Origin of the sequence: Myroides odoratimimus, from assembly GCF_001485415.1 — a bacterium.
Taxonomy (GTDB): Bacteria; Bacteroidota; Bacteroidia; order Flavobacteriales; family Flavobacteriaceae; genus Flavobacterium; species Flavobacterium odoratimimum.
On the sequence record NZ_BCMQ01000018.1, the window covers coordinates 22,330 to 41,990 of the forward strand.

The following is a 19,661-nucleotide window of genomic DNA, read 5'->3' on the forward strand; positions in this document are numbered from 1 at the left end:
TACTTTACTTTTTGTCTTTTTTAGACGCTTTATTCTCTTGTTTTTTGCTGTCCTCTTCTAGCTTTTTAGATAGACCAGGAGTAGCTTTTATAGTTTCAGGGAGTATATCAATTGGTTTGTTGAACCCTTCTTTCATGTCTTCTCTCGCTTGTTCTCCCTTTTTTTCTTTATTTATTTCTTCATCAGTGAATATATCTTCTAATGAATTTATTTTTTCATCCCCTCTGTATAAGAAATCTCTTAATAGACGAGCATTCTTAGGTAGTAGCTTTTCAGGGTAGAGATCACCTTTAGGATCTACGTACTTCGTAGCCGTATTAATCTTACCTTCTAGGAAAGTAACATTGATATGACTGCAAATCCCTTTATCTATACCTACTAATTCATTCTTATCATTGTACATATAGTAGATAAGTTCAGCATTTTTAATCAGGTCTAACTCATCTAATTTATTCTCTTTAAACTTACCATATAAGTTAACACCTTTTAATTGATTATAACCATCTCCGATAGTATCTTTTTGAATCACGAAGGCATTTTCTAATACTTTTAGAGAGTCCATCTTCTGTGTCTCTGCATTACTTAGTAGGTGAATAAAACGACCTGTGACCTGGCTATCTCCATTCCAGATAACAGGTTTACCTATCATCTGTGTTAACCCAACTTTTTCACTCCAGTGAATAGAGTCAGCTTTACCACTCATACTATCACGTAGTATACGAGCATCGTTAAAGGCACGTATTACACGCTCTTTGTCTTTTCCAGTCAGTAAGATACGTGGAGCATGCATATATACAGAATCTCCCTCTTGTGACTTCATACTAACTAAAGCTTTTTTAGTCACGAACATCGAGTCTTGAGCTTTGTATAACTCTGCGTAGTGTCCTGTTATTTTACTTTTGTTGATTGTATCTGTTATTCTAACGTTATTCGTTGCAGAAGCAAAATCTTTTAGTTTAGAGTAATAGATAGAGTCTCCTTCTATTTTTCTTTTATCATACCAGATAAAAGAGTTTTTTACCATCTTACCTAAATCGTTTTTTACATCGTAAAAACCATTTTCTGTATAGATATAATCTTCTTTGTTAGTTATTGTTGAAGGGCCAAATACATACGAGTGTTGTGGTACTTCATAAAAATCTAAGTGATTAGACTTGATCACTGTTCCTTTATCTGAAGTTACTTTTACAGCTGTGAAGAATTGGAATTTCTTTTCAGTAGTGTAGTAACGTCCTTTTTCACTTTCTAATACGCTACCCTTGTTGTGAATAGTGGCATGACTATCATAGAATACAAGATCTTTAAAACGATCATACTTTAAAGTATCGGTCTCTAAGGTAGAGTCTGGAGAAGTAAGTAGTACATCACCTTGTGCATAAGCAAAACCATTGATTCCATTATATTCAGCATAATGGCTATTCATCGTTAGGGTATCACCTTGTACAATGTGTACATTCCCAAAAAGCTTTAGGTAGTTTTCTTTTTCGAAGAAGTACGCTTTATTACATGTCATATTCATACCGTCATGCTCAGCAGAGATATTTCCTGTTAAGATTACGGCATCTGGCAGTACTTCATGATTGATATCAGAGTAGTCTGCGTGATGTATGATGATTTTTTTTTTGTTTTGACTAAAACCTAGTAATGCGAATAGTATAAAAAGTAAATAATACGGTATTGTTCTCAAGTCACTATATTTTTTTCAAATTTAAGTAAAAAATGCGTACAAAGATTTTAGTTAAGAAGAATTTATAAACAGGGTAGTAGAAGGGCAAAAAAAAACACTTCCTAAGAAGTGTTTTTTAAGTATTTTATTTTACGATAGTCTGTGTTCTATCTGGACCTACAGAAACTATTTTTACAGGTACACCTACTTCATCTTCGATGAATTTGATGTACTCTTTTAGTTCCACTGGTAATTGATCATACTCTGTCAATCCTGTTAAGTCAGCTTTCCAACCTTTTTTCTCAACATAAATTGGTTCAACGTTTTCTGGCTCGATATTGTAAGGTAAGTGAGTAATCTCTTCTCCTTTATACGAGTATTTAGTACATACTTGTAATGATTCAAAACCTGATAATACGTCAGCTTTCATCATGTATAATTCTGTAACTCCATTCACGTCTACTGCGTATTTTAAAGCTACAAGGTCTAACCATCCACAACGTCTAGCACGTCCTGTAACAGAACCGAACTCACGACCTACAGTAGCCATAGTAGCACCGATTTCGTTATCTAATTCTGTAGGGAATGGTCCACTACCAACACGTGTAGTATAAGCTTTAAAAATACCAAATACATTTTTAACTTTATTTGGAGCTACTCCTAATCCTGTACATGCACCTGCTGCCGTAGTAGTAGATGATGTAACGAATGGATATGTTCCAAAGTCAACGTCTAACAGTGATCCTTGTGCACCTTCTGCTAGGACTGATTTACCTTCTCTTAGAGCTGTATGGATATAGTTTTCACTATCGATGAACGTTAATTTCTTTAATTGCTCTACTGCTGCGAAGAACTCTTCTTCTAATTCAGCTAAGTTGTATTGCAATTCTACATCGTGAAACTTAATCATTGCCTCATGCTTATCTGCTAAGTTGCGGTAACGCTCTTTAAAGTCAGCAAGTTCGATGTCTCCAACTCTTAATCCATTTCTACCTGTTTTGTCCATATAAGTTGGGCCAATACCTTTTAATGTAGAACCGATTTTAGCTTTTCCTTTTGCTGCTTCAGAAGCTGCATCAAGTAAGCGGTGAGTAGGTAAGATTAAGTGAGCTTTTCTAGAAATTAATAATCTTGTGTAAATGTCGATGTTGAACTTCTCTAATCCCTCAATCTCTTTGATGAAAACTACTGGGTCAATCACTACACCATTTCCAATGATGTTAATAGAATTTTTATGGAAAATTCCAGAAGGGATAGTGCGTAATACATGTTTAATCCCATCAAATTCTAAAGTGTGTCCCGCGTTTGGTCCTCCTTGAAAACGAGCAATGATGTCATATTTAGAAGTTAGTACATCTACGATTTTACCTTTTCCTTCATCGCCCCATTGCAAGCCTAGTAGTAAGTCTACTGTCATTGTTTGTGTTGTTAAAAAGTTTGAAAATTAGTTGTTGTTTTCCACTTGTTCTTCCTCTTCTACTGTTTTTCTACTTCCGTAGAAGTATAGAAAATGATTGTGGATGTCTATATTAAAGATTTCTTCAATTGTCTTTTTAATAGTCTGTATACGAGGATCACAAAACTCGATTACTTCTCCTGTATCGGTTAAGATAATGTGATCATGCTGTTTATCGAAATATGACTTCTCGTAATGTGCTTGGTTTTGACCAAATTGGTGTCTTCTTACAAGCCCACATTCTAAAAGAATTTCAATAGTATTGTAAAGCGTAGCTCTACTTACACGATAATTTTTATTCTTCATTTTGATATAAAGAGACTCTATATCAAAGTGCTCTTCGCTATCATATATTTCTTGAAGAATAGCATATCTCTCAGGTGTTTTACGATGTCCTCTTTCTTCTAAAAACTTCGTGAACACATTTTTTACGATTTCTTGATTTTTTTCACTTCCCATATTCAAAAATATCTTAGTTGCAAATATAGAGCTATTTTCGTTTGAATTATAATAAATCAAATAAGGTTAGTCTATATGCGAATAAATTATAATTATTTTATGATGGATTTACACGTGTTACTTTTTCTATTCCCTCGATTTTCTTAAGATTACCCATCATTTTTTTCAGTACATCATTGTTTGGAACGATCACTGTGATAGATCCTTTAAATATTCCAGCATTTTCACTTAATGAGATACTGCGAATATTGATGACTTTACTTTCTATGATAATCTTCGTAATCTCAGTAGTTAGACCAGCAGAATCAAGACCTGTAATGTTAATAGTCGCTTCGAAGTTCATCGCTTCCTTAGAATCTACCCAATGTGCCTGGATGATTCTATAAGCATAATTAGATCGCATACTGATCGCGTTAGGACAGTCAGTCTTATGTACTTTTATTCCTTCATTTATCGTTACGAATCCGAATGCATCATCACCTGGTATAGGGTTACAACAAGTAGCTAGCTTGTAATCTAACTTCTCATTGTCTTTACCGAATACAAGTAAATCACCTGTTTTATTAGCAGCTGTATCTGTGATAACTGGGATAGAAGGCGCTCTTTTTATTGTCTTTTTAAAGAAGCTAAATAAAGAGTTGTTTCTATTGGCAGCGTATTCTTTTAATTGAACGTTATCAATGACACCAGCTCCAATTCTATAGAATAAATCTTGACTTGTTTTTAGCTTAAAATAAGCTACCATTTCATTGACCGTTTTTTCGTCTAGATTTACCTTTAGGTGTTTTAGCTTGCGCTGTAGTTGTTCTTTACCATCTTCAGCTATGCGCTTCGTATCTTCATTTAAAGAACTCTTAATCTTGTTTTTAGCACGAGTCGTAGTCACATAATCTAGCCAACTTACGCTAGGTTTTTTGTTTTCTGATGTGATTACTTCTACTTGATCACCACTAGCAAGCACGTGATTCAGTGGTACTAGTCTACCGTTAACACGAGTTCCTCTAGTACGCAAGCCTACCTCTGAGTGTATCGCAAAGGCAAAGTCAAGGGCTGTAGCTCCTTTAGGTAGAGATTTAATCTCTCCTTTTGGAGTAAAGATGTAAATCTCTTTAGCATATAAACTCAGCTTAAAGTCTTCTACAAAATCTACAGCATCTGTTTCCGCATTTTCTAATGCTTCTTTCAGTTGATTAAGCCATCTGTCTAAGCTGTTTTCTTCTGTGATACCTTGTTTATATTTATAGTGAGCAGCATACCCTTTCTCAGCTATTTCGTCCATACGCTCACTACGTATCTGTATCTCTATCCATCTTCCCTTAGGTCCCATCACTGTGATGTGTAATGCTTCATATCCAGTAGATTTAGGCGCTGATATCCAGTCTCTAAGTCTATTCGGGCTAGGGCGGAAGTGATCTGTCACAATAGAATAAATCTTCCATGCGATAAATTTCTCATCATGTGGAGTAGACTTATAGATAATACGCAAGGCAAATTTATCGTAAACCTCATCAAAGGTTACGTTCTGAGCCTTCATTTTACGACGGATAGAGTAGATAGATTTCGGTCTACCTTTCATTGAATATTCTACTTGCTCTTCGTCTAATGATTTTTTTAATATCTCACTTACAGTCTTTATGTATTGATCTTGTTCCTCTTTACTTTCTTGCATTCTATTGACGATGTCTTGATAGATGCGAGGTTCTGTATATTTTAGACCTAAGTCTTCTAGTTTAGTCTTGATGTTAAATAATCCTAGTCTATGGGCTAAAGGGGCATAGATATATAAAGTTTCAGACGCTATTTTGGCCTGTTTATAATCTACCATGCTTTCCATCGTCTGCATATTGTGCAGTCGGTCAGCTATCTTAATTAAGATTACGCGGACATCATCATTTAGTGTCAATAGCATTTTGCGGTAGTTTTCCGCTTGCATTGAGATATGAGGATCTGGTTCTAACAGCGCCATCTTTGTCAATCCTTCAACAATTTTGGCAATTTTAGGATTAAACCATTCTTCTATTTGCTCTACCGTAATATCTGTGTCTTCTACTACATCATGCATTAAAGCAGCTGCAATAGAAGTAGGACCCAAACCGATTTCTGAAGCGACAATTTTGGCCACAGCAATTGGGTGGAAAATATAAGCTTCTCCAGATTTTCTTCTTTGGTCTTTATGAGCTTCAACCGCTACATCAAATGCTTTACGGATTAGTTTTTTATCATCCTCAGATAAGGTCTGATAACTTATTTTTAAAAGCTCTTTGTATTCTTTAGCAATTGCTTTGTTTTCTAATTCAATTTCTTCCTCTGTCATATATAATTCGCAACTTTTATATCTAAAATAGTGTTCATTAAATATAGTGAAAAAACAGTTATAGGAGGACTATGATTTGTTAAAAAAATAGAGATTTATTATTTAGTTTTATTTGTTACACCTTGTTTGTTGTCAATTGATTAGATAGTATATTTGGATTTATATAAGATTAAGAGGGCTAAATAATAGAGTAAATGATAGTAAAATACTGACTGATAAAGGTGAAATGATAAACTGTATGTTTATGAAAGAGATATATTATATATGATATTGTGTAATTCTTAAGAATAATCTAGTAAATCTCTTTTACTGTCCTTAATGTATAGGTTTAATCTCATTCGAAATGAGTAAGTAGTAATTAAGACATGAATCTGTAGTGAGTCCGTTATTTTAGTCAAAATAACGGACTCACTACGGACTCATAACGGACACAGTACGGACTTATACCAAATCAATCTAATACCATTCAGCTAGAAAACTAGAGTAGTTTAGGATAATTAGGTAATCTGAAATATCTTATGAGTCATTAATCTGAAAGTGGCTAAATAACGATTAGAAGTTCTTGAGAGCAATATAATGAAAATAGAATCTATTTTCCCATTGCTCTTCTTCTTTCTGCTACTTCTGACATGTACTGTTCTATATACGGAAGGACTTCTTCTAAAGTAGGGATGCCATCAAAAGCCTTAGTCTTTCCGCCAAAGTATCCTCTTAGTTCACTCTGTATTTTTCCTTCTTTATTCACTATAGATACGGTGTTGTCCACACTAGTACTCCCTTCTAATACTAATGAAAATTGATATAACTTTTGAGAGCAATACTTAGCTTGTTCTATTAGCACCTCAATAGGCAGTGTATTTTTAGTAATCTGAGTAGTTAACCCATGGGCTTGATGTAAAGTTGCTTCTTCAGTTGGTAAGTTTAAGAAAGGATGACCTACTTGTAGAGGTTGGTTCATTAAAGATTTAGTGTCTTTTTCCCACCAAAAACCTCTTGCGATAACTTCAACAAATTGGTCATGAAACTTAAAGATATAATGCTTAAAATCTGTACACATATCTTCTACATCACCACCGAATTCATAAGCTCTTCCATAATGACTTTTTTCATACCTATATCGTTCCATCTGCCATTTTGAATGCTGTACTTCATAGACCCAAGGCACTTCCTTATCTTCTGTCCAGTCATCTGGATAGGGAAGATATTCTCCACGACATACTCGTATCGCATCTAGATTATTAAATGTGATACGGCCGTACTGCTCATCTTCTGTGTTAAAGTAGATACCTGTAAGTTCGTCATCATACAGTACAGTAGGTGATAATACATAATCTGCTTCTATTGGTACGGTGATACCTATTGCATAGTCAGTTTGATTCATTTGTTTTATGCTTTGTCGTCAAGGCGCATACGCATAGAGATATTAAAGGTCTCGAACCCTTCTCTTAGGTATAGGTCTATTGCTTTATTATTTTGAGATAGAACACTTAATTCGAAGTAGTCTACCTTATTTTGAACTCCCCATTCTTTGACAGTTTGGATTAGCTTCTTTCCATAGCCTTTTCCGCGACTATCAGGGTTAACAACTAAATCCATTAGGTAAACTAAACGTTGCTGTACAAAGCAGCTATAGGGTGGTGCACTCTGTAACTGTGCTATAGCAAAACCTTGAACTTCCTTATCGTCTTCTGCTACAAAAATAATAAAATCATTTTCTCCTTTGATAACACTTTCTATAAAAGCAGTGTCTTGCTGTGCTACCTTCATATAGGCAGGCTCTAATGCTGCCATTCCGTCAAAGAGAGTGCTGTATAGTTTATGTATCGCAGGGATGTCGTCTAAGTGTGCTTTTCTTATCATGGGTTGTAGTATTAAGTGACTAAAATATAGGTTTATCATTAGACTGACTAGGACATATGATATTTTTATATGAAAGGAGTTGGTAGCATAGGTTATGTTTTTATCTTAGTAGGTAGCTGACCATAGTATTTCTTAAATGCTGTGGAGAAGTGGTGACTGTGTTTATAACCTACATACTCTGCTATCTCGTAGATATTATACTCTCTACTTTTTATCATTTCTAAAGCTTTCTGCATGCGCAGGTCATGGATATACTTAAACGTAGTCGTTCCGAAGAGTGTTTTAAAGCCTTTCTTTAGTTTGGTTTGGTTAATACCTACTCTCAACGCTAACTCTTGTATTGTGAAGTCTTTGTTATAATTATCTGTGATATACGATTTGATTTCGTGTAGTGCCTGTTCATCTTTTCGGTGAAGGCTTAATTCTTTATGGGGTCTATTATAACTCCAATTGTGGTATTGTAATAAATGAGCTTCCTCTACTTTATTATTGATATAGTGTTCTGCAAGTTTTCCTTGATATGGATTAGAGATAAGCTGTTGTAATACTTGTAATGTATTAAGATTTAAGTCAAAGATGAGTTTAGAAGATTGGCTACCTAATAGCTCTTCTAAGTATTCTTTTTCTTCTTCAAATAAGTTGGTGACAAAGGTTTTGTTTACTGCTATTTCTAAGAATTCTCCTCTTTTGTCTTTTGCTGTTTTCATAATGTGTTCATAAGGAACAGCTTTTTCTTTAAACAATAGAGCCCCTTGCTCATGAATGTTGAGGTTGTCATGGTTTAAGGTTAAGCTACTTCCTTGTATACAGCTACATGTAAGAATAGATTCTTTAGTAGGAAGTACAGTGTGATAGAAGTCTTCTTCGGCAGTGTATACTCCGTGTTTAATACTCGCTATAGCAGTATGGATTACTGTAATATCCATAGTATATGTAGCTCCTACTATATGATGATTATCTACGATTAGGTTTCCCTGATTATTTCCTTGTAACATAGCTTATGTTTCTTATCATCTGCAAAAATAAGTTTTTATATTGGTTTTAAATAAGTTGTTAGTGAAATGATTTGTAGTTAGTTATGATACTTCTTCTCACGTTGTTTTGTGACCTTATAGCGTTATCAAGTAAGTATAATTCTTTAAGAATTTTGTAAGGTAATAATAGCTTAGTTGAGGTAGATCTTAGACTAAGTTTTTAAAATGTGTTTTATGATTTTTAAAGACAAATGGTTTATACTATTTATATTATTAGTAGCCACTATACTTTCACCTTTAGATTTTTATATTGTCAATTTAGCATTGCCTTCTATACAACACTCTCTTCAATCGAGTAGTAGTGAATTGCAGATGATTGTATCTTTCTATACTTGTGCTTATGCTGTGTTTCAGATATCAGGTGGGAGATTTGGAGATATCTATGGGCGCAAGAGAATATTCATTATTGGGTTAATAGGTTTTATTAGTTCTTCTGTACTCTGTGGCCTCTCTCAGTCACCTGTGATGATGATTATTGGTAGAGTATTACAAGGAGTGTCTGGAGCTATAATGATACCACAAGTTTTAGCTATTCTTCATACGCTTTTTGATGAAAGAGAAAAGCGTTTAGTAATGGCTTTGTATAGTTTTACTTTTGGGATAGCCGCTGCATTAGGACAATATCTTGGGGCAGTATTGATAGAGTGGAATGTGTTTAACTTAGGATGGCGTGTGATATTCTTAGTTAATCTGCCTGTGGGGCTATTTGCGTTGGTCATGGCAATTATAGCCTTGCCTAAACAAGAGTTTAAGTCAATAGAGAAAGTCGATTATGGAGGGACTGCTTTGTTAAGTTTAGGATTAATGAGCTTTATCTATCCTTTGACTACTATAGTGGAGAGGGGAATAGATATACAGACTATAGTATTCTTAGTTGCTTCAGTAGTATTTTTGTATTTGTTTGTCAAGGTTCAGTATAAGCGTAAACAAGAAGAAAAGAGCATTTTAGTAGACTTTGCTATCTTTAAGTTTAAGAATTTAAAACTAGGAGTAATTACAAGCTTTCTATACTATGCAAGTGGAGTGTTTTATTTAGTATTAGGTATTTATTTACAAGAAGAATTACACTGGACAAGTATGGAGGCAGGTAAGGCTATTATTCCTTTCGGCATAGGTTTTATTATAATGTCGTTGAGCTCTTCTTTAATAAGTAAGTATTTTAAGCAGACTATTCTTTCTTTAGGATTAGTTGTGTATGGAATAGGTTTCTTATTATTACTATATACTTTGTATAGTTTTGAGCCCTTTTTGTTTAAGGTTGATTTATTTGTAATTGGATGTGGTATGGGATTGACATTAGCATCTGTAGTTCGATTAAGCTTAAGTAATATACCTGTTCAGTTTGCAGGATTAGCTTCAGGAGTTGTCAATTGTGGTTTGCAGATAGGTTCAGCATTTGGAGTAGCTGCTATTGGAAGTGTGTTTTTTGGCATTGCTCAAACTATAGATTATACTTTAGCGTTTGCAGTAGTGCTGGCTTTAATTTGTGTATTGCTATTGATAGCTTTTTTTTTGAGTTTTGGCATTGTTAAAGCTCTAAAAGAGTAATAAGAAACGCCCTTGCAAATCATTGCAAGGGCGTTTCTTATTATATCTTATACCTCATTACAGTATGAACAGGCTCGAAATGTTCTTTGAGATATAACTCATAAGCACGTTTGTTTTGTTCTACTACAAGAAGCTCTATGTAGTCTACTTGTTTATCTTTTGCCCATAGTTTAACAGCATCAATTAATTGCTTCCCAATTCCTGAGCTACGATACTCAGGCTCTACATAGATATCAGCAAAGTTGAGGTATCTATGTTGCACAAAGCATTCATAAGGTAAAGTATGCTCTATAAACAAGGCAACCATACCAATTAGTTGTTCATTATCTACAGCGACTAAGAAGTCCCATTCATCCGATTGTATGGTTTCTTCTAAGAATTCAATAGCAGGTAGGTCAGCTTTAAAGTAATCAGGTTGATATTCTTGCATTACTACAAACTGCTTTTGATAAAGCAATTGTAATTGAGGTATATCTTCTAATCTAGCAGGACGTATTTGTATCATATTATTTAAACCATTTACTTAAAAAGTTTTTCAATGTGTTTTTGCTTTTAAGATCTAAAGGAACATCTAAATCGTGTTCTTTAGCTATATCTAAGTAATAAGCCAACTTTTCACTGTTTTTAAACTTCTCATCATAGGCATAAATATACAACAAATCAGTAGTAGCATATACATAACCTTTTTCCACAGCTTGTTCAAAGTATTCAATGGCTTTAGCCGTATCTTGTTTAACTTCATAACCAAGGTTATAGAATTTACCCATTAAGAAAGAACCTAAATGATCTTCTTCTTTAAGGTCTTTTTTAATATACTTCAACGCTTTTTTATACTCACCAAGAAGGTAATAACAATCAGCAATATAATTAGTCACATAGAAGCCCCATGTTTTGTCTAAAGGAAGAAAGTACTTTAGTGCTTCTTTAAAATCTCTTTCAACTCCCTCTGCGCCTTCATAGTAAATATAAGCTAAGTTTAACTTAGCTTGACTATTTCCTCTTTCAGCTCCTAATTTATAATATTTTATAGCTTGTTTACTGTCATAAGCTACTCCTAAGGCTTCAAAATACATATAACCAATGTTTGTAGCAGAATAATGATTACCCAACTCAGAAGCCTTTAAAAATAACTTTAATGCTTTAGGATAATCAAGATGTTCTTCTTCAGTTAAATATTTGTACCCTAAGTCTTGCAAGAGATCATCATTGTTTAATTCTTCTGCAAAGCTCAGTAATTGTTCATACAACTCTGTAAAGTCATTTTCTAAGTAATAATCTTTAATCTTAGTAATATAAAAAGGTTCTAAATCTTTATAATCCCTTAGTGTAAATTGTTTTGACTGTACTGTAAAAGAAGGTTTAAACAAACCTACTTCACCTTCCTGATTGTAATGCATTCGAGTAGCTAATGCTATTAATTGGGTATTAGATAATAGTTGCAAACTATTGTCATGCCAAGTATATACACCATTGTCTTTGTAAATAATAACAGGGTAGGTACTTTTGTTTAGAGGGTGTATTGTTATATAACTACATCCTTCTACTAATGGTATTTCTTCTTCTGTTCTTATTAATGACCATTGATTGTTTTTTAATGCATACAAATCATCTGCCACATTTTTTAAGTCTGTACAAACTTGTAATGGAGTAGTCCATACCCGTCTGTTACAATCATAAATACCTTTTTTCTTGCCTGAACTTACATATACTTCGCCTATTCTAAGGTTAATATCCATTAAGATATACTTCTCGATACGTCCTTTTATTGGTTCAAATAAGTTTTGTTGTAACTCAAGATCATAGATAGACATTCCTGCATCAGTGATTACTTTAATACACTTCTCTGTAAGCCCTTCTGCTGTTTTTACATTATCTAAGACAAGTTCTCCTTGCGCATTAATAATTTTCTTGATTTTTGGGCCATTTATAGAAGGAACTAATAAGCAATTACCTGTCCCAATATCCGTGATATCACTAAAATCAAAGTTACCTATAAAACTATACTCGTTAGAATACATGATGTTTTTGTTCTTCTGTTTTCCACAGAAATATTGATAGTAGTATTCGAATGGAGCAGTAGAGGTAAACGATATGCACTCTTCTCCCTTATAATTAAATACAGCGTATAAATCACCTTGTAGAACATTGTAATAATCGTCTTTTAGTAGCTCTATTTCATCGTAGATAAAGTCAGTAATATAAGATTGGGTAGTAAGGTTATACAGTGCGTATTTCTCTTCTTTCTTTAAAGAACAAGTTATTATGGTGTCATAGTTTTCAGGATCATCAGTATTACCTTGCACATAAGTGACACCTGTATCACTTACATAATCCCAAACAGGCTCTAAGACAATCTTTCCTGTTTTATCTATTAATCCACATTTATCATTTAAAATAATATAAGCTAATCCACTTTCTTCAAACTCCCCAATTCCATCATAAATAGCAGGTAGAATAATCTCTCCATCAAGCTTTTTTATTCCCCAACGCTCGTTCTCTTCAAAGTGTAAAAAGTCATAGTTTGGTTGAAAAGCAACTTCTAACCAATCCCATCCATAGTTAGCATTATCATTATTAAGATACTCTTGGAATGTACTAAAAGGAAAGAAGTAACTTGCAATATCAGAGTTGTTGAATTGTTCTATAGAAGCGTTACTATCTAATAGCTCTTTAAACTCAGCAGCTAATCGCTCTATAGTAGCTAAATATTCTTTAGCTAGAGCTTTATGGCTACCTTCACTCATATTATAGACATCAGAACCATCAAGTACAAAGCTATCTCCCTCTAAATTATTGAAGTAATATAGTTGCTTTTGATAAGACTCAAAATAACTAGGTTGATGTTCTTTAGGAACGAGTATATCTATATTTGATTGTATCCACTGATGAAACTGTTCAAATAAAGGCATGGCTTCTTTCATTCTGAAGTATAGAAGATAAGAAGGTTTAAGACTGTAATCTTTTAACTCTTTAGACTGTACAGGAATGCAGAATAGGGGAAAGAAGAATAAAGGTATTTCATATTTCCACTCTCCTACGAAGTGATATTCTACTTCTCCCTGTGATGTTAAGTCTATATTAGTTACGATATGTCTATGTCCCATGTTGCTTTATTTTTGTATTCAAAAATAGAATAAAAAATAGTATTGCAATGTCACTATTTACCGCTATATAAAACAAAAAAGCACCTTGGATAAGGTGCTGTATATATTGTTATTTAAAATCTCGTTGGCGTTTTGCTTCAAACAGTAAGATAGAAGCAGCTACAGATACATTCATGGAGTCTATCACCCCACTCATAGGTATGATGATATTCTTCGTACTAGCATCTCTCCATTCTTGAGTAAGTCCAGTAGCTTCTGTACCTACTACGAATGCAGTAGCTTCTTTATAATCTATTGTATGATAAGAAGTTGAATCTTGTAATGTGGCACAGTAGATATTGATGTTGTGTTTTTTTAGAAAGGCAATAGCATCCGTAGTAGAAGCCATGGCTATCTGATTTGTAAAAACACATCCTACACTAGAACGCACTACATTAGGATTATAGATATCACTTTTAGGGTTAGCGATGATGACAGCATCTATATTAGCCGCATCAGCAGTTCTAAGTATGGCACCTATGTTTCCGGGTTTCTCTGTAGCTTCAGCTACTAAGATTATAGGGTTCTCAGAAAGCTTTAGATCCTCTAGGTCTAATGATTTTGTATGTGCGATAGCTATTACCCCTTCAGTTGTATCTCTATAAGCTAGTTTCTGATATACATCTTTAGATATTTCTATTAGCTCTGTTTCTCTTGAAATAAAAGGTCGTAGAGAGGTCTCAGACACAAGGTCAGGATAGAATAAAAGAGTCTTTAATGAATATCCTCCTTTAGTTGCTAATTCTATTTCTCGAAGCCCTTCAATAACAAATGTACCCGATTGTTTCCTATTTCTAGATTTTTCTTGAAGTTGAACAATGCTTTTAATCAAGGTGTTTTGTGAGCTTTCTATTTTTTTAATCATCATATTATAAGGTACCCTTAGCTTTGATTTGCAGGTATTTATTAATCGTGTTTATGGATAATTCTTCTGGAGCAGTTAGTATAGATTGAATACCATATTTGGTTAATTCATTTACTATTAAACGCTTTTCAAAGTTAAATTTTTCTGCAATTACTTTGTCAAAAATATCATCTGTGTTTTTAGCCTTTTTTTCAGTCAGTTTAGTTAACTCTGTATTCTCAAAGAAAACGACTAATAGAACGTGATTTTTTGCAATAGCTCTTAGGTAAGGTAACTGTCTTTTTAAGCTAGATAAGGATTCAAAATTAGTGTAAAGAATAATCAAGCTACGATGTGTAATCTTATGTCTAATATGCGCATATAGTTTTCCGAAGTCACTTTCTACAAAGTTAGTATTGACTCTGTATAATTGTTCCATGACTTTTTGCAATTGACTTATTTTACTTTCAGCAGGGAGTTGGTTTGTGATATTCTCTGAGAAAGTCATTAATCCTACTTTGTCATTTTTCTTAAGAATAACATTAGATAAGGCTAGGGTAGAGTTAATCGCATAATCTAGTAAAGATAAACCATTAAAAGGCATCTGCATCACACGCCCTCTATCGATAATATTATAAACAGACTCTGTATTCTCATCCTGAAATTGGTTGACCATTAATTGACTAGATTTAGCCGTTGCTTTCCAGTTAATATTGCGTATATCATCTCCTAATACATATTCCTTTATTTGTTCAAACTCAGTAGTAGTACCAATCTTTCTGATTTTCTTCATTCCAAAAGCGTACTTGTTTTTAGAAAAAGCAATCAAATCATATTTCTTCATCTGAATGAAAGAAGGGTAGGTAGCTAAGGTATTGTCATCACAAAAAACAAATCTTCTAGATACTAATTTAAGAGGACTAGATATATATACGTTTAACTTTCCGAAGACATACTCTCCTCTAGTCGTAGGTCTTAAGGTATAGCTAAGAGTTTTTTGTTCCTTAGGAGCCAAGGTTTTAGTGATTTCAAAATCTCTTTTCTGAAATTGAAAAGGGATCTCATCTATAATATCGCATTGTACTGTGATATTATATTTATTCTCTATGGAGATATAGATGGTATTATCATCACCATTAGATAGCTTTTCGGGTAAGATACGCACAGCATCTACTTTATTCTTCTTGTTGAATAACAGGGTGATATCTACCAATATGATAGCAAAAAATAATACAAATAACCCCCAAACAACTTTATACAGTATTGGAAATATAAAGGCAAGTACAAATAGAGCTATAATAGTCCCTAAGACCATATACACTCGTTTTTGTAAATAAAGTTGCTTGAATAATTTAAACATAAGTATTGTTTTTATTATCTAGGAATATCTATTGATTCGATGATTTGATTAATAATATCATTGGCTGTCACCCCCTCCATCTCTCTTTCAGGAGATACTATTATACGGTGCTTTAGTACTGGTATAGCAGCTTCTTTAATATCCTCAGGTGTTACAAAGTCTCTGTTGTTAATAGCAGCGAATCCTTTTGCGGCATTCAGGATGGCAATAGAGGCACGAGGAGAAGCTCCTAGGTATAACAATGGATTAATACGAGTATCAGCAACAATCTTAGCAATGTATTCAATGATCTTCTCTTCAACGATAATTTCTTTGATTAGCTTTTGGAAAGAAATGATCTCATTAGGAGTAACTACTTTATTAATCATCGTAGTTTTCTTTTTATCTAATAATTCATGTTCTCTTTGAACGATAGCGATTTCTTCTTCTAATGAAGGATAGTCTATATTAATCTTAAATAAGAAACGGTCTAATTGCGCTTCAGGTAATCTATAAGTACCTTCTTGTTCAATAGGGTTTTGAGTAGCTATTACTATAAATGGCTCATTCATTTTATAAGAATGTCCATCTATTGTGATTTGGCGTTCTTCCATTACTTCAAATAGCGCAGCCTGAGTTTTGGCAGGAGCACGGTTTATCTCATCGATTAAGATAAGATTAGAGAATATTGGGCCTTTTTTAAACTCAAATTCACTTTTTTGCATATTGAAAATTGAGGTACCTAATATATCAGAAGGCATTAAATCTGGTGTAAACTGAATACGGCTAAAGCCCATATCGATAGTCTGAGCTAATAATTTAGCAGAAAGTGTTTTGGCTACTCCCGGTACACCTTCTAATAGAATATGCCCATTAGCTAATAGAGATACAATGATTTGATCTATCGTTTTATCTTGACCAACGATTACTTTCTGTATCTCACTTTTGATTCCTTTTACCTTCTCTTGTAACAAACTCAAATCTAGTCTAGATTCGAAATGTAAGTTTTCTTCTGGGGTTACTGTATTTTCCATAGTATATCTTTAATCAATGATTTTCTCAATTATTTTGTTTAATTCGATTAGCATTTCTTCTGATGCATGGTGTGGGGCAGCTTTAAACTGCTCTATAAACCTGACAAATTTGATGATATCTTCTTTGTCTTTTTTGGTTTTGGTATGCAGGTTATTGATAAATACTTCATCTAGTTTAGTGGTATCTAGCCAATGTACACGTCTTATTTTTTCTAAGGTGTATATAATGTGTTTATTAATCAAGTCTTCATAGTCTTTATTTTGAATATAAAGATTAGACACTATTTTGGTAAATTCAACAGTAGTGTTAGACAGCGGTGTGATAATCGGTATTACTCTCTGCTTTCTTTTTGCTGTGAAAATGATAAACACAAACAACGTTCCAAGGAAGAAATACCACGCCCATGTCAAGGCAGGATGTTTAAACACAAATCTAAGAATAGAAGTAGAGTGGTACTCATTATCTCCTGGTAATCTAGATACAGTGAAGTAGGTGTTCTGTTGAGGTAAGTAAGATAATACACCCTGAACATAAAGGTGATTATTACTTTCTAACAAATTATAGTTTGTAAATGCAATAGGCTGAAGTCCTAATATAAGTTGACCTGATCCCTCTTTATAGCGGATAAGGTTAGGATATTTGACTCCTTTATACTTTAAGTATCCTAGCACCTCTACCTTTGTACGTAGAGAATCTGGAATATCGAAGTAGTTCGTATTTAAGTCTTTTAACTGAAACGAATAAGTAGAAATATTCGGATTAGCTAATGTTACTGACACCTTATCTTGATCTAATAATTCCTCTTGTAATGTATACTGTAGATAGTCTGTCTCTATACCTTCGATTAACCCATCTATATTATCTTGAAAGATAACAGCAGTGTTTCCCTTTGCTATATAGTGATGTAGGTTGACTCTAGCGAAAGAGTCTATATACCCATAGTTCTTTAAAGAGAACAGTGTGTTAGTGTGTATACTATCATACTTTTTATCTTTAAAGAAGTCATAGACATTTCCAGTGATTCTGATTATACTATCATTAGGAAACACTTTGTCTATTTCCTGATCTAGTATATATGTCCCAAAGGGAATCTTATGTGTATTATCTAAGGTTTCGCGCCAATCTATCGGATCTACTTTATTAGACTCTATAAAATAAACAAAGCCCATAATCACGATAAAAAGGAACAACATTGTTTTTGTTGATTTACTCATTTTAGCTTTGTTTTAGTATAGTGTCAAATGACTGTTTTGCACGGTTAAACTCAGATTCTTCTATTTCAAATTCTCCATACCATATATTGTTATATAGATAAGAAAGATACCTAAAATCCTCTTTTAGTTTGCTATCTTTTATTTCGTTTTGATAGTCAGAGTTCGTTTTTTCGATATGCCATTCGATCTCCTCTTTTTCTTGTAATCTCTGTAGAAGCCATAGGTAGTAGTAACGAATACTTAGACGGTATTGTTGTTCCGCAATGGTCTTGCTTATTAGAGAAGGGAAGTCCACAACTTTAAGGTTTAACTCAATTTCATCGACCTGTATCTCCATCTTTTTAGCGCTCTTCTTGAATAGCCAATAGGCATCTTTCTGAATAACAGCTCTTACGATATAATAAATTAAAAGAAAGATAACTAGTGTTCCTGCTATTCTATAAAAAACTTGTAAACGGCTACTTGTTTCATAGTCAATATCAAATTGTCTAAAGAAGTCAGTTAATTGCTGATTTAACCATCGCTTAAAGCGCTTCCAGATAGAGTCTTTGTTAAGTTCTTCTTTATAATCGAAGTCAGGATCTTTCTTGTATTTCTTTTTATAATCTGTCTCAAATTTAGTAAGTACTATATCTGTACTCGTCTCCTCTAAGTATGGAAGTACATTGACAGGCTTAGCCTTGATAACTCCAGCTTCATGAGCAGTCGCAGAGATGTCTTCTTCATCTTGTGAAGATTCTACATCAGATACAATAGTATCCTGCTCTACCTGCCCAAAATGAGGAGTAGCAAATGATAAAAATAATAGTATAAATAAGAATCTCTTCATTAGTTTTTTCCAATCATATCAATGTCTGCATGAGACTGTGTATTTTCTTTTTGTTCTCTGATGCTGTAGTAAACTAATCCTTGATTAATCAACATAATATTATTCATTACGAAAGATACTAGTGTACTTAAGATAACGATACCGATGAACATTAGTTTAAAACCTTGTGTGTCTTCTAGATCATAAGAACTTTTTTCACTGAATATTGTACCTCCATAGAACATGATTTGAGGGATAATATTTACCATAGTAGTAACGATTTGTATTACTAGATATACTAAGAAAGTGTTCCCTACGATAATCCAGAATTTACTTTTCAGCATATAGTAAGCTGTTTGATATGATTCAAAGATTCCACTTCTATTGGTCACATATTCATAATAAGCTAAGTTTATCCATGAAGCAATAGCAGGCATCATAATCAGTAAAAGGGGAATCCCTATTAATAAAAATATTAAAACAGCCGCGATAGAGAAAGCAATTATAATTAAGGGAAATATAGTGAAAAAAGAAGCAAGTGCGAAGCCAAGTAATCTCCAAATATCCTTTTTTAGAGGATTAGTAATATGCTTTATATCTTGATAATCCTTAGGGTGTTCTACCATCGCCTTTAGATAGTATACAGGATATGACATAGCGATAATACTTATAAGAATAGTAACAACCGCCGCTACTAAGACTACTAAGAAGAAAAGACCAACATTATTGTCTATAAATGTATCTAATGATGAGTTATTTGCAGAGCTAGACCCAGAAAATACCATATCAAATAAAAAGTAAGTACATACAAATAAGACTAGTAATAGGATACCACATAGGGTAAAGTAATTTTTGAAGAATGGTTTTCCTTCTTTTTGAAAGAATGAAATTGTATCATTCATTAAGTCACTAAAATCTCTTTTTTTAAAAACAACAAACAT

16 protein-coding genes are annotated in these 19,661 nt (G+C 33.4%); 1 reads left to right on the forward strand and 15 read right to left on the reverse strand.

Annotated elements, in window-relative coordinates:
• Nucleotides 1-4: 4 nt before the first annotated feature.
• From MODO_RS13870 to MODO_RS13900, 7 genes are all read right to left on the reverse strand, one after another.
• Complete coding sequence (locus MODO_RS13870) at nt 5-1,687, reverse strand: OstA-like protein (RefSeq protein WP_006259443.1); 1,683 nt, start codon at nt 1,685-1,687, stop codon at nt 5-7.
• 124 nt (nt 1,688-1,811) lie between these two features.
• Nucleotides 1,812-3,083 (reverse strand): adenylosuccinate synthase, encoded by a 1,272-nt coding sequence (locus tag MODO_RS13875; protein ID WP_006259442.1) that lies wholly within the window; start codon nt 3,081-3,083, stop codon nt 1,812-1,814.
• Nucleotides 3,084-3,110: 27 nt separating this feature from the next.
• Nucleotides 3,111-3,581, reverse strand: coding sequence for a Fur family transcriptional regulator (locus MODO_RS13880; protein ID WP_006259441.1), 471 nt, complete (start codon nt 3,579-3,581; stop codon nt 3,111-3,113).
• Nucleotides 3,582-3,678: 97 nt separating this feature from the next.
• Nucleotides 3,679-5,895, reverse strand: coding sequence for a RelA/SpoT family protein (locus MODO_RS13885; RefSeq protein WP_006259440.1), 2,217 nt, complete (start codon nt 5,893-5,895; stop codon nt 3,679-3,681).
• Nucleotides 5,896-6,484: 589 nt separating this feature from the next.
• Nucleotides 6,485-7,276 (reverse strand): hypothetical protein, encoded by a 792-nt coding sequence (locus tag MODO_RS13890; protein WP_006259439.1) that lies wholly within the window; start codon nt 7,274-7,276, stop codon nt 6,485-6,487.
• A 5-nt stretch (nt 7,277-7,281) separates the two neighbouring features.
• On the reverse strand, nt 7,282-7,755 hold the full coding sequence (locus MODO_RS13895) for a GNAT family N-acetyltransferase (protein ID WP_006259438.1): 474 nt from the start codon (nt 7,753-7,755) through the stop codon (nt 7,282-7,284).
• Nucleotides 7,756-7,847: 92 nt separating this feature from the next.
• Nucleotides 7,848-8,750, reverse strand: a complete 903-nt coding sequence (locus MODO_RS13900) for a helix-turn-helix transcriptional regulator (RefSeq protein ID WP_006259437.1) — start codon at nt 8,748-8,750, stop codon at nt 7,848-7,850.
• 213 nt (nt 8,751-8,963) lie between these two features.
• On the opposite strand from MODO_RS13900, the gene MODO_RS13905 reads away from it, so the two are divergent.
• The gene (locus MODO_RS13905) at nt 8,964-10,337 is read left to right on the forward strand and encodes an MFS transporter (RefSeq protein WP_006259436.1); all 1,374 of its coding nucleotides are present in this window, start codon (nt 8,964-8,966) and stop codon (nt 10,335-10,337) included.
• Between the two features lie 40 nt (nt 10,338-10,377).
• Here the strand turns inward: MODO_RS13905 and MODO_RS13910 are convergent, their stop codons facing one another.
• From MODO_RS13910 to MODO_RS13945, 8 genes are all read right to left on the reverse strand, one after another.
• Nucleotides 10,378-10,842, reverse strand: a complete 465-nt coding sequence (locus MODO_RS13910) for a GNAT family N-acetyltransferase (protein ID WP_006259435.1) — start codon at nt 10,840-10,842, stop codon at nt 10,378-10,380.
• Between the two features lies 1 nt (nt 10,843).
• Nucleotides 10,844-13,441 (reverse strand): SEL1-like repeat protein, encoded by a 2,598-nt coding sequence (locus tag MODO_RS13915; RefSeq protein ID WP_006259434.1) that lies wholly within the window; start codon nt 13,439-13,441, stop codon nt 10,844-10,846.
• A 109-nt stretch (nt 13,442-13,550) separates the two neighbouring features.
• Nucleotides 13,551-14,345, reverse strand: a complete 795-nt coding sequence (locus MODO_RS13920; RefSeq protein ID WP_016361608.1) for a TrmH family RNA methyltransferase — start codon at nt 14,343-14,345, stop codon at nt 13,551-13,553.
• Between the two features lie 4 nt (nt 14,346-14,349).
• Complete coding sequence (locus MODO_RS13925) at nt 14,350-15,684, reverse strand: DUF58 domain-containing protein (RefSeq protein ID WP_006259432.1); 1,335 nt, start codon at nt 15,682-15,684, stop codon at nt 14,350-14,352.
• Between the two features lie 14 nt (nt 15,685-15,698).
• The gene (locus MODO_RS13930; RefSeq protein WP_006259431.1) at nt 15,699-16,697 is read right to left on the reverse strand and encodes an AAA family ATPase; all 999 of its coding nucleotides are present in this window, start codon (nt 16,695-16,697) and stop codon (nt 15,699-15,701) included.
• 9 nt (nt 16,698-16,706) lie between these two features.
• Nucleotides 16,707-17,912, reverse strand: a complete 1,206-nt coding sequence (locus tag MODO_RS13935; RefSeq protein ID WP_006259430.1) for a DUF4350 family protein — start codon at nt 17,910-17,912, stop codon at nt 16,707-16,709.
• A gap of 1 nt (nt 17,913) precedes the next feature.
• Nucleotides 17,914-18,741, reverse strand: coding sequence for a DUF4129 domain-containing protein (locus tag MODO_RS13940; protein ID WP_006259429.1), 828 nt, complete (start codon nt 18,739-18,741; stop codon nt 17,914-17,916).
• Nucleotides 18,741-19,661, reverse strand: coding sequence for a hypothetical protein (locus MODO_RS13945; RefSeq protein WP_006259428.1), 921 nt, complete (start codon nt 19,659-19,661; stop codon nt 18,741-18,743). Before MODO_RS13945 ends, MODO_RS13940 begins: the two co-directional genes overlap by 1 nt.

Coding starts and splice junctions, on each gene's coding strand:
- MODO_RS13875 (WP_006259442.1), bottom strand. CDS start 3,083: ATGACAGTAGACTTACTACTAGGCTTGCAATGGGGCGATGAAGGAAAA.
- MODO_RS13880 (WP_006259441.1), bottom strand. CDS start 3,581: ATGGGAAGTGAAAAAAATCAAGAAATCGTAAAAAATGTGTTCACGAAG.
- MODO_RS13885 (WP_006259440.1), bottom strand. CDS start 5,895: ATGACAGAGGAAGAAATTGAATTAGAAAACAAAGCAATTGCTAAAGAA.
- MODO_RS13890 (WP_006259439.1), bottom strand. CDS start 7,276: ATGAATCAAACTGACTATGCAATAGGTATCACCGTACCAATAGAAGCA.
- MODO_RS13895 (WP_006259438.1), bottom strand. CDS start 7,755: ATGATAAGAAAAGCACACTTAGACGACATCCCTGCGATACATAAACTA.
- MODO_RS13900 (WP_006259437.1), bottom strand. CDS start 8,750: ATGTTACAAGGAAATAATCAGGGAAACCTAATCGTAGATAATCATCAT.
- MODO_RS13905 (WP_006259436.1), top strand. CDS start 8,964: ATGATTTTTAAAGACAAATGGTTTATACTATTTATATTATTAGTAGCC.
- MODO_RS13910 (WP_006259435.1), bottom strand. CDS start 10,842: ATGATACAAATACGTCCTGCTAGATTAGAAGATATACCTCAATTACAA.
- MODO_RS13915 (WP_006259434.1), bottom strand. CDS start 13,441: ATGGGACATAGACATATCGTAACTAATATAGACTTAACATCACAGGGA.
- MODO_RS13920 (WP_016361608.1), bottom strand. CDS start 14,345: ATGATTAAAAAAATAGAAAGCTCACAAAACACCTTGATTAAAAGCATT.
- MODO_RS13925 (WP_006259432.1), bottom strand. CDS start 15,684: ATGTTTAAATTATTCAAGCAACTTTATTTACAAAAACGAGTGTATATG.
- MODO_RS13930 (WP_006259431.1), bottom strand. CDS start 16,697: ATGGAAAATACAGTAACCCCAGAAGAAAACTTACATTTCGAATCTAGA.
- MODO_RS13935 (WP_006259430.1), bottom strand. CDS start 17,912: ATGAGTAAATCAACAAAAACAATGTTGTTCCTTTTTATCGTGATTATG.
- MODO_RS13940 (WP_006259429.1), bottom strand. CDS start 18,741: ATGAAGAGATTCTTATTTATACTATTATTTTTATCATTTGCTACTCCT.
- MODO_RS13945 (WP_006259428.1), bottom strand. CDS start 19,661: ATGTTTGTTGTTTTTAAAAAAAGAGATTTTAGTGACTTAATGAATGAT.